This is a genomic window from Companilactobacillus nodensis DSM 19682 = JCM 14932 = NBRC 107160, assembly GCF_000615905.1.
Taxonomy (GTDB): Bacteria; Bacillota; Bacilli; order Lactobacillales; family Lactobacillaceae; genus Companilactobacillus; species Companilactobacillus nodensis.
Window position 1 is genome coordinate 1 of the sequence record NZ_BAMN01000043.1, and the last position, 8,792, is coordinate 8,792.

Genomic DNA, 8,792 nt, shown 5'->3' on the forward strand with positions numbered 1-8,792 from the left:
CCAGAAAATAAACGATCATGCGATCCGACTCGAATGCCAATTAAGACTAGTTCATCTTTATCAATCGTGTAAACAACCAGGACATCGTTAGTTTCGCTTGGTATTTTGTTTTTCGGGGTATCTCGTAAGTGAAATTCATTATACCCGCTCATTCGCCGATTAAGTTCATGATCCTCAAATTCTGGTGGTAATTGTTGTTGCTCAAGCAACAGGTCAATGGCTGCTCGAACTTCATCAATAATAGATTTGTCTAAACTGGCTAACCGTTTTAGATCAGCATTAAAGGTTGCACGTGGTTTAAATCTTAGTTTTTTCATTATTTAAACTGGCCCCAATAATCATCATCTGATTCAACAATTTCATCGTCAGGTAAAACATGGCGTTTAATTAACTGATCACGTGCAATTGCATATTCTAACGAACCTTCTTTAGCTTTTAATGCTCTTTCTAGCCAGTCCATTTTTTCTTGTGAAACGATGGCTACTGCGCGACTATTTGAACGAGCAATATAAACGGTTTCGTCTTCGTCATTAACTTGATCTAAATATTTTTTTAGGTTAGCGCGAAAATCGCTCTGTGTTAGTGCTAATGTCATATTTACCACCCTTTCATTGTACTTAATATTGTACTTTAATTTGTACTAAAAATCAATTTTTTAAGGAGCTAAAACTATGCAACAAGTTGTCTTACCCATCAAAGATTCAAACGTTCTTAAAGAGGTTCAAGATACGTTACTCAATAACTTTAAAGCTGGCCGGCGTAACTATACAGTTTTTCAAGTTGGCAAAGCGACACTGTTGCGAGTCAGTGATGTCATGCGCTTAAAACAAACCGACATTTTTAATCCGAACGGGTCTATTAAACAAAATGCGTTCATTCACGATCGAAAAACGGGTAAACCGAATACCTTGTACCTTAAACCTGTTCAAACAGAGCTCTTATTGTACCGTCAATGGCTGCTTGATCATAAGCTGGATTCTGAATGGCTCTTTCCTTCCATTCAACACCCAGAACGGCATATTACGGAAAAACAGTTCTATAAAATCATGAGCAAAGTCGGCGATCTTTTAAGCATTAATTACCTTGGTACCCACACTATGCGCAAAACTGGGGCTTATCGCGTTTATACGCAATCCAATTACAATATTGGCTTAGTCATGCACTTATTAAATCATTCAAGTGAAGCCATGACTTTAGCTTATTTAGGCTTAGACCAAGCCAGTACCGAAACGATGCTGGATCAGATTGATTTTGGTTAGGAGGTTTTCCTTATGGATTTAGATTTTAAAACCAACAAATATGAGCTGTTTGATGATTGGCACCAAAACAAGACTAAACAAGAATTTACACAAAAGTTGCAGCAACAAGCTCAAATTGAAAAAACACAATTACCACAATTATTGTCGCGTGAAGATTTAAAAACTCGGTGGCAGATGAACTCTCGTCAAAGTGTTCACCAAGTTGCTAGTAAGCCTGATTTTCCGCAACCCGTTTTTGCTTTTAATCATGGTAAGACGCCACTTTACTTAGCAACTGAAATTCAAATTTTTGAAATTAATCACCCCTGGGTGATAACTCCCGGTGCTCGTCTTGCTTATAGTCATTGGATCCTTCGTAATGTGATTGATTAATCTTGAGATTTGGCTCTAGGATTTTTATCGTTGGCGCTAGCCTTCTAATACAAATAATCCCCATTTTGATGGGGATTAAATCTACCCTTGACAATTGTCAAGGGTGTAAGTGCGCATTTACCTCGTTTCACTCGGTCTGCTGATAACCATACAATCAATTTTTCTCATTATTTAATTGAGCATATTTTTAATTCAATTTATGTTGGCACCTAAACTAAGATTGTTATGTTTTAAATATTTAAAAAGTGTTGCAGATTCCACTGTTTTAAGCCAATTTTTTTAATCGTTCTGTGCAAAGAATCTTTATAAGTTTGGTAACAAATTTTGAATAACGGTACTGTAAGATCTCTGAATCTAAATTGAAATCATTATTTTGATGTTAGGAGTAATCAAGATGGACGAAAAGAAAGTATTAAAAACCATTGATGAAATGCTTGCTGATCCTTGGCAAGTTGATATTCAAGAATTGTTTGAAGCTTCCGTCAATAAACCCGACGAGATCAAAAAGAATTTGTATGATTCCCTGTATACTTATGTTTTGCAGAAAAGACAAGAAGATATTATTAATCGTCCTGGCTTCGTTATTTAGCCCTCTAAAAGCTTGCTGAGGGCTTTTTATTTTGACTTTGGTATAAATATATATAAACAGTCTCAAAATCGCTAGAAACGAGAAATAAGGCCCTTAAAAACGAATATAGCAGTTAGATTCTTGTTAAGATTCAAAAAAAACTAACTGTTTGCTGTCAATGGTAGCGGACGAGCGTAGCGTGGGAGCATAAGGAATTGACAGCTCTAAACCAGTCTTAACACTGAATTGGCGAAAGCCAAAGTTTTATAGAAACTTTGCTTTCCTGCCTAACGGCGAGTGAAAAAGCGGTCAAGCTGGCTCAGCTTGGACGGGGTACGGGGCGTCAGCGCCCGTTTTAATGTGGCTTGCCACACCTTTTTAGGCAACGCACAGAGTGAGGCGCAAGGAGCATAGCGACTGAAGTTTAATGTGAGCTGGTTTTAGCTCACTCCTTTGTGTTTTTTGTTGCTAGGTTTTGACCTCGTACAGTGCTGCCTCTTTTATACCTCTTTTATAAACCTCTTTTAAACCTCTTTTAGACCCCTCTTGAGGCTTACTCTCCCAAGGCTTATAGAAGTTTATCAAGTAGGTTTTGTCTGTTTATCAAGTAGGTTTTGTCTGTTTATCAAGTAGGTTTTGTCTGTTTATCAAGTAGGTTTTGTCTGTTTATCAAGTAGAACTATGAAGTTGACTACTTGATAAACACAATCTAAAATTAATTTGTAATCATTAGGAGGTACAGCATGGGAAATGAAATTATTAAATATGATCCAGAGTTAAATACCATTCCACTTCGAAAATTTACTCCAGTTGAAATGAATTTATTTTTTTCGATTATTTCTCGTATGCGTGATAAGAGTGATCAGACCATTCGTTTTACTTTTGATCAATTAAAAGAGCTAAGTGCTTATAAACCTACTGCAAATAACCGTTTTGAAGATGACATTCAGAGAACTTATGAAAAAATGATGGGATTACATTTTGGTAGACGAAGTAAAAGTGGATTAACTCGAGAGTTTTTTGTTTTGTTTACAGAATTTAAAATTGATGGAGATGCAGAAGAACCTTATGTAGACGTAAAAGTTTATGAACGTGCTTTACCCCTTTTAAACAAGCTTGAAAGTTGGGTTCGTTATGCGTTGGCAGAGTTTAGAGATTTAAAAAGTAGTTACGCAAAAACAATGTTTCGGTTACTAAAACAGTTCAGAACCACTGGATATGCTTATTTTTCTAAAGAAGACTTTTTTGAATTACTAGATATACCCAAAAGTTACTGGAATAGTCCCTCTAACGTCGATAAATTTGTTATAAAACCCATTAAAGAAGAATTAACTCCTTTGTTTAGAGGATTAACGGTTAGAAAAAAATATGGAAAAGGGCGTGGGAAACCAGTTATTGGCTATTCGTTTACCTGGAAACCCGAAAAGAAAGATGCCAATGATTTCTCACAAGGCCAATTACAAGATGAGCGTCAAAAGCTTTTTAATATTCAGCATAATGGTGAATTAACAGAGCAGGAAAAATGGCGCGCCATTGACAAGGTTAAGGGGTTAACTTTAGGCTCTACTGAGAAACAAGCATTGGCTGATAAACAGGCCGAGCACGATAAAAAAATAAGAGATCAAGCAAGACAAGAAGCACTTGCTGAACTCCGAAAGGGGTTTGGAAATCATGCCTAAAACTATTAGAGAACTTGCTGATGAATTGAAGGTCTCTAAACAAACTATTCAATATCACTACCAAAGACTACCAACAAAGAACCAACAAAAAGATAGTCAAGGTACAAACATGATTAGCCTTACAGCTGAAAGGATTATTAGGGACAAGGTAGCAAAGCCTTTGGTAGCAAAAGATCAACAAATAGGTAGCAAAAAAGCGACAAAGACTAGCAAAAAAAATAATGAGCTAATTGCTACTCTAAGAAAACCGGACACAATTGGACGCGGCTGGCTTTCCCAATGCCAAAATCACTATTTCTAATGCATTGGATGAACACATCATTACCTCGCTGTTGCACGAAGGCGCACCGATCGATAATTTTGGTATCGGTGAAAAGCTCATCACTAGCGCGTCCGCACCGGTTCTAAGTGGCGTCTACAAGCTTGCGGCAACTGAGAGCAATGGTCAGAGCACCCCCAAGATCAAGGTCAGTGCCAGTCGCGAAAAACTAACGATTCCTGGTGATAAGCAAGTCTATCGTCTGTACGAACCAGGAACTCAGCGGGCCTTTGCTGATTTGATTGCACTAGCTACCGAGACGATCGTTGATGCGACCAGCCTAACCGTCGTCACCAGTGACCCACTCAGTGTCGACCGTCAACAGCGACTCACCCATTTTGAAGCCCGGCCCTTACTCGCGCCGGTAGATTTGTCCAACACCACGTCAATTCCGGTTACAACCATTCAGGCAACGACCCAGGCTAAACTTGCCGAGCTCCCACGAACAACCCAGCGGCTCGTCAACCCAGATCTTTACCCGGTCTACATGACGACCACACTCAGCCAGTTACAAACTAGTTTGTTGAATAAAATGACGATACTAGCAGATTAACAAACGAACACGCGTAGCAACGACTAAAGCCACTTCTGTACTTAGCGTTTAAATGACCGCTAAGTACAGAAGTGGCTTTAGTTTATATCAAGTAACAGTTAGCTCACTGACCAGTAATTTGATCATGTTCACCCGGGGTCAATATTTTGGTCATCACCGTAATCAAATACGCTTGTTCGCGCTCAATTTCAGTTCCCGGCAATTCCAGCATTAACTGCGCTAGGTAACCGAATAGCTGCGATAACAAACTTTGCAGTATCAAATCATTCGGCCAATCCACAATCAAATGATCTGCTTTTAGTTGATTTATGACACTTCCCATCTGCTTGACCATCTTAGGCGCAATCTGGCTAAGAATCTGTTCGCGTCGTTCGGTGTCAAAAGCTACCATTTCAAAAATGACCTTTAACTCTTTCACGTTAGCTTTAGCAAATGCAACTCGGTCCGTAAAAATTGCTGTGACGAATGCCTGTAGACTGGGATAACGCTGCCGTAATTTATCCTCTGAAAAATCACTCGCTAAGATTGGCACAATGTGCGCGGTAATTGGTGCTAAGATGGCATCCCGTAAGGCAGCCTTAGTCTTATACCGCCGATAGACCGTCCCCTCCGCAACGCCGGCCCGTTGTGCAATATCACTAGTACTGGTCTGGTCAAAACCCTTTTCAGCAAACAAATCGAGACTTGCCTGGAGGATGGCCCGTTGCTTAGGTGTAATCGTTTCATTCTGACTTAGATCCTGTTGAAAATAATCCCGTATCCGTGGTCGTTCCATATCCTCACACCTTCCGATAACGTTTCATTCCAACAATATTCAACATTGTTAGTACGACCATAAACCCTACTAATATTAACAAATTGACACCAATATCGCCAAGCCCAGCACCCTTTGTCACAACAGCCGTCAACGCATTAGCACCATAGTATAACGGCATGATGTGGGCAATTGCTTGCAACCAACTGGCCATGCCATCGACTGGAACCAACCCAGCAAAAAAGATTTGTGGTACAACAATCAGTGGAATAAACTGAATCATTTGAAATTCTGAGTTAGCAAAGGTGGAAATAAAGATACCCAAGGTCAAAGCCACTAACGCTAATAATAAGTTAGTCAGAAAGACCAGCCAAATACTACCAACTAAGTGAATCTTGAAGACCGTAATTGTAAAAACAACGGTCAGGACAGTCTGAATGATGGCAAAGCCCCATAACCAATTAGATAGCCCATAATAATTTCACTCCGTCGAATTGGGGTTGCAAGTAGCCGGCTTAGGGTTCCAGTAGTACGTTCATTCAAAAGTGAAACGCCAGAAATCAAGAACACAAAGAAGAAGACAAAGAAACCGAGAAAGGCTGGCAAAAAGCTTTCAAAGAACGTTGAATCACTACTACCATAAATATAATGAGACTTAGTCGTATAACTGGTTGCTTTAGCTGACTGAGTCGAACTAGACGTCGTGGCTGTGGCTTGCTTGAGTTGCTTTTGTAATTTCTCAGCAGTTGCCTGGTCACCGCGGGCCTGGGCTTGTGCAATGGCAGTCTTCAGCTTGGTCACCGTTGCTTGTGTCTGGGCTGCTGTCAGCTTCTTCAAAGCGGCTTGTTGCGATTCAAGGGCCGCGCGCTGTTTCTTAGTAACGGTCACCAGCGTCTTCATTTTCAACTTGACTAATCCTGATTGTAAACTCGCCTTAATTAAAGACGTGTTGGTTGGATTGCTATTTGAATAAGTAATCGTCAATTGACCATTTTTCTGAGTCAAATAGCCATCTAGATCATGCTGCTTAATCATTTTCCGTGCCTGTGAACTATCATAATGATGAATCGTCACGTTTTTGGTATCGATCACGTTAACCACGGATTGGTCTACATGATGAACACCCAAGCTTGCTAATTGCGTCGTGTTGTTTTGAAATAAGAAATACATCAGCGTCATAATCAGCAATGGTGCCAAAAACATCAGCGCCAAGGTACGCTTATCACGTAACATTTGCTTAAAAACTCGTCTAACGATTGCCATCGTTCGCATCTTGCATCCGCCCCGCTTTCAAAAAGACCTGTTCGATCGTATCTACTGCATACTGTTGTTTCAGTGCCGCGGGTGTCCCCTCAGCAAGCGCAATCCCGTGCCGAATCAACATGAGATAATCACACCGTTCTGCTTCGTCCATGACATGCGTTGTCACGAGCATCGACTTACCGGTATCCTTGAGCTTATTTAGTTCGGTCCAAATTTGTTGCCGTAATTCTGGATCAATCCCAACGGTCGGTTCATCTAAAATCAATAATTGGGGATCCTGAATCAGGGCAATTGCCAACGACAAGCGCCGTTTCATCCCACCCGAATAGCCACTGACCCGCTTGTCTAATTGGGACGTTAAATCAACTAATCCGGCTGCATAATCAATCATTTGTGCTAACTTTATTTTTGGAACGCTCATCAATTGCCCAAACAAGGTCAGGTTTTCACGGGCCGTTAGTGTCTCATACAAAGCGTCACTTTGGGCCATATACCCTACTTGTGCCATTACCGCCCTATTGGGCATCACCGTATCCATGACTTTAACAGTGCCACTATCCACAGCTTCCATCCCTAAAATACTCTTGATCAAGGTGGTCTTCCCAGCTCCTGATGGCCCAATCAAGCCATAAATCATTCCAGCCGGCAGTGTCAAATCAATCTGATTGAGCACTTGCTGATGACCAAAGTGCTTGCTGACCTGCTTGGCGATGACATAATCCGTTGCCATTTTAATAACCCTCTTTCTCAAAACGAGTGTATACTCACTCACTTAATGGCCTTAGTATAATCAGTACATCTCGGTTTGTCAACATTAAAATGAGTTATCACTCACTTATTTTGTTTCCGGCCTATTTGTCACCGCATTGCAAACAAAAATGCGCCACCCCGTTGTTGGGATGTCGCATTTTAATTAAATAGCAGCACTGATATAAGCGTTAGCAATGTTTAAGCCTACCGATTTTTTAATATTATTTTATTCATCAATTTCCGGCGCGACCCAAGCTCTGCCTGAATCATCCAGATTTTCTTCTCAATTGCGGTTTTGAGACCAATGAAAATATCTTGGGTACTGAAGTCTTTTTCAACATCGGATACTTCAATGCCGTGTTGGTAAAGGTCTTCCAAGTAACGATAGCCATCAACTAAGTGTGCGAGGCGTTCTGGGGTTGTTTTGTCCCATTCACCAGGCCAGTCTTGAATCTTAGTGTTTTCGGCCATTTCTTTTAAGGTCGAGTAAGGACTGCCATCAAGCGCAATCAGCCGTTCAGAAATGACATCGAGTTGGCTGTCAATTTCTTCCATGAACTCATCCATCAAGGGGTGCAACTTCAAAAAGTTGGGTCCACGCATGTACCAATGCGTCTGATGGATAATCATTGACATCTGGCTCAAATCGGCAACGAGTTGATTTAATACTGCTTTGGTTTTCGTATATTTCATTAGATTGATCTCCTTTCGATATGGTTATTATAACTTAGTGGTAGCTTAATCTGAAACGTTATACACTGGCAAATTAAGTTATTTATAGCCCGTAGAATTAAGTCGTTTTGAAAAGATGGAGACGTTATATGGTAGATTGTAAAATTAAATAAATCTACAATTGAATTTTATTTACCTTATGAAGATGTTCAAAACGCGTTAAAGGAAAGTGCGCAAAACCCCTTTATACGTACAAAGGATGAATGGGTAGTGGGTAACAATGAGTGTAAATTAAATAAGGCACAAAAAAGGATGCTTAAGGATAAAGAAATATATAATCATTTCAATTTAGAAAATATTCCCAGTTCCATCAAAACGGAGCTAAACAAGATAGTGCATGACATCGATGACTAATACTTTAACACCAAACAGAAAGGGGCTATGAATATATAAGGGTCTATTATATACAAATCGCCCCTCAAAAACATTGAAAGAATAACCCCTAATATCTATAATGTAGATATTAGGGGTTATTTATTTTCATATTATAAAAATAACTTCTTCTATTTGTCATTTTTTCGATACCTTTTAGAACGATTTTGA

8 protein-coding genes and 4 pseudogenes are annotated in these 8,792 nt (G+C 39.8%); 6 read left to right on the forward strand and 6 right to left on the reverse strand.

What is annotated here, in order from left to right; all coding sequences use genetic code 11:
- A partial coding sequence (locus tag JCM14932_RS13760) for a type II toxin-antitoxin system YafQ family toxin (RefSeq protein ID WP_025025368.1) occupies positions 1-317 on the reverse strand: 317 nt, incomplete at its 3' end.
- On the reverse strand, positions 317-595 hold the full coding sequence (locus tag JCM14932_RS13765) for a type II toxin-antitoxin system Phd/YefM family antitoxin (RefSeq protein ID WP_003586674.1): 279 nt from the start codon (positions 593-595) through the stop codon (positions 317-319). The genes JCM14932_RS13760 and JCM14932_RS13765, both read right to left, overlap by 1 nt.
- Before the next feature lie 76 nt (positions 596-671).
- Here JCM14932_RS13765 and JCM14932_RS13770 point away from each other — a divergent pair, with 76 nt between their 5' ends.
- The 6 genes and pseudogenes from JCM14932_RS13770 to JCM14932_RS16440 all read left to right on the forward strand — a co-directional run.
- On the forward strand, positions 672-1,259 hold the full coding sequence (locus JCM14932_RS13770) for a site-specific integrase (protein ID WP_025025369.1): 588 nt from the start codon (positions 672-674) through the stop codon (positions 1,257-1,259).
- Between the two features lie 12 nt (positions 1,260-1,271).
- A complete protein-coding gene (locus JCM14932_RS13775) occupies positions 1,272-1,631 on the forward strand; it encodes a hypothetical protein (protein WP_025025370.1) in 360 nt (119 codons plus the stop codon).
- A 376-nt stretch (positions 1,632-2,007) separates the two neighbouring features.
- The gene (locus tag JCM14932_RS13780) at positions 2,008-2,220 is read left to right on the forward strand and encodes a hypothetical protein (RefSeq protein ID WP_025025371.1); all 213 of its coding nucleotides are present in this window, start codon (positions 2,008-2,010) and stop codon (positions 2,218-2,220) included.
- A gap of 722 nt (positions 2,221-2,942) precedes the next feature.
- Positions 2,943-3,878 (forward strand): replication initiation protein, encoded by a 936-nt coding sequence (locus JCM14932_RS13785; RefSeq protein WP_025025372.1) that lies wholly within the window; start codon positions 2,943-2,945, stop codon positions 3,876-3,878.
- Positions 3,871-4,125, forward strand: a pseudogene (locus JCM14932_RS16435) (DUF536 domain-containing protein); the annotation flags it as partial. The gene JCM14932_RS13785 and the pseudogene JCM14932_RS16435, both read left to right, overlap by 8 nt.
- 1 nt (position 4,126) lies before the next feature.
- Positions 4,127-4,750 (forward strand): annotated as a pseudogene (locus JCM14932_RS16440) (beta/alpha barrel domain-containing protein); the annotation flags it as partial.
- Between the two features lie 103 nt (positions 4,751-4,853).
- On the opposite strand, the gene JCM14932_RS13795 reads toward JCM14932_RS16440, so the two are convergent.
- The 4 genes and pseudogenes from JCM14932_RS13795 to JCM14932_RS13810 form a co-directional block, all read right to left on the reverse strand.
- Positions 4,854-5,525 carry a TetR/AcrR family transcriptional regulator gene (locus JCM14932_RS13795; RefSeq protein ID WP_025025373.1) on the reverse strand — a complete coding sequence of 224 codons (672 nt, stop codon included), beginning with the start codon at positions 5,523-5,525 and terminating at the stop codon, positions 4,854-4,856.
- 4 nt (positions 5,526-5,529) lie between these two features.
- Positions 5,530-6,776 (reverse strand): annotated as a pseudogene (locus JCM14932_RS15765) (ABC transporter permease).
- Positions 6,754-7,497: an ABC transporter ATP-binding protein gene (locus JCM14932_RS13805; RefSeq protein WP_003581836.1), complete on the reverse strand. Its 744-nt coding sequence runs from the start codon at positions 7,495-7,497 to the stop codon at positions 6,754-6,756. The pseudogene JCM14932_RS15765 and the gene JCM14932_RS13805 overlap by 23 nt, the downstream one beginning before the upstream one ends.
- 246 nt (positions 7,498-7,743) lie before the next feature.
- A pseudogene (locus JCM14932_RS13810) lies at positions 7,744-8,210 on the reverse strand (Dps family protein).
- Positions 8,211-8,792 lie beyond the last annotated feature (582 nt).

Excerpts from the sequence above, each read along its gene's own strand:
- JCM14932_RS13765 (WP_003586674.1), bottom strand. The coding sequence starts at position 595 with ATGACATTAGCACTAACACAGAGCGATTTTCGCGCTAACCTAAAAAAA.
- JCM14932_RS13770 (WP_025025369.1), top strand. The coding sequence starts at position 672 with ATGCAACAAGTTGTCTTACCCATCAAAGATTCAAACGTTCTTAAAGAG.
- JCM14932_RS13775 (WP_025025370.1), top strand. The coding sequence starts at position 1,272 with ATGGATTTAGATTTTAAAACCAACAAATATGAGCTGTTTGATGATTGG.
- JCM14932_RS13780 (WP_025025371.1), top strand. The coding sequence starts at position 2,008 with ATGTTAGGAGTAATCAAGATGGACGAAAAGAAAGTATTAAAAACCATT.
- JCM14932_RS13785 (WP_025025372.1), top strand. The coding sequence starts at position 2,943 with ATGGGAAATGAAATTATTAAATATGATCCAGAGTTAAATACCATTCCA.
- JCM14932_RS13795 (WP_025025373.1), bottom strand. The coding sequence starts at position 5,525 with ATGGAACGACCACGGATACGGGATTATTTTCAACAGGATCTAAGTCAG.
- JCM14932_RS13805 (WP_003581836.1), bottom strand. The coding sequence starts at position 7,497 with ATGGCAACGGATTATGTCATCGCCAAGCAGGTCAGCAAGCACTTTGGT.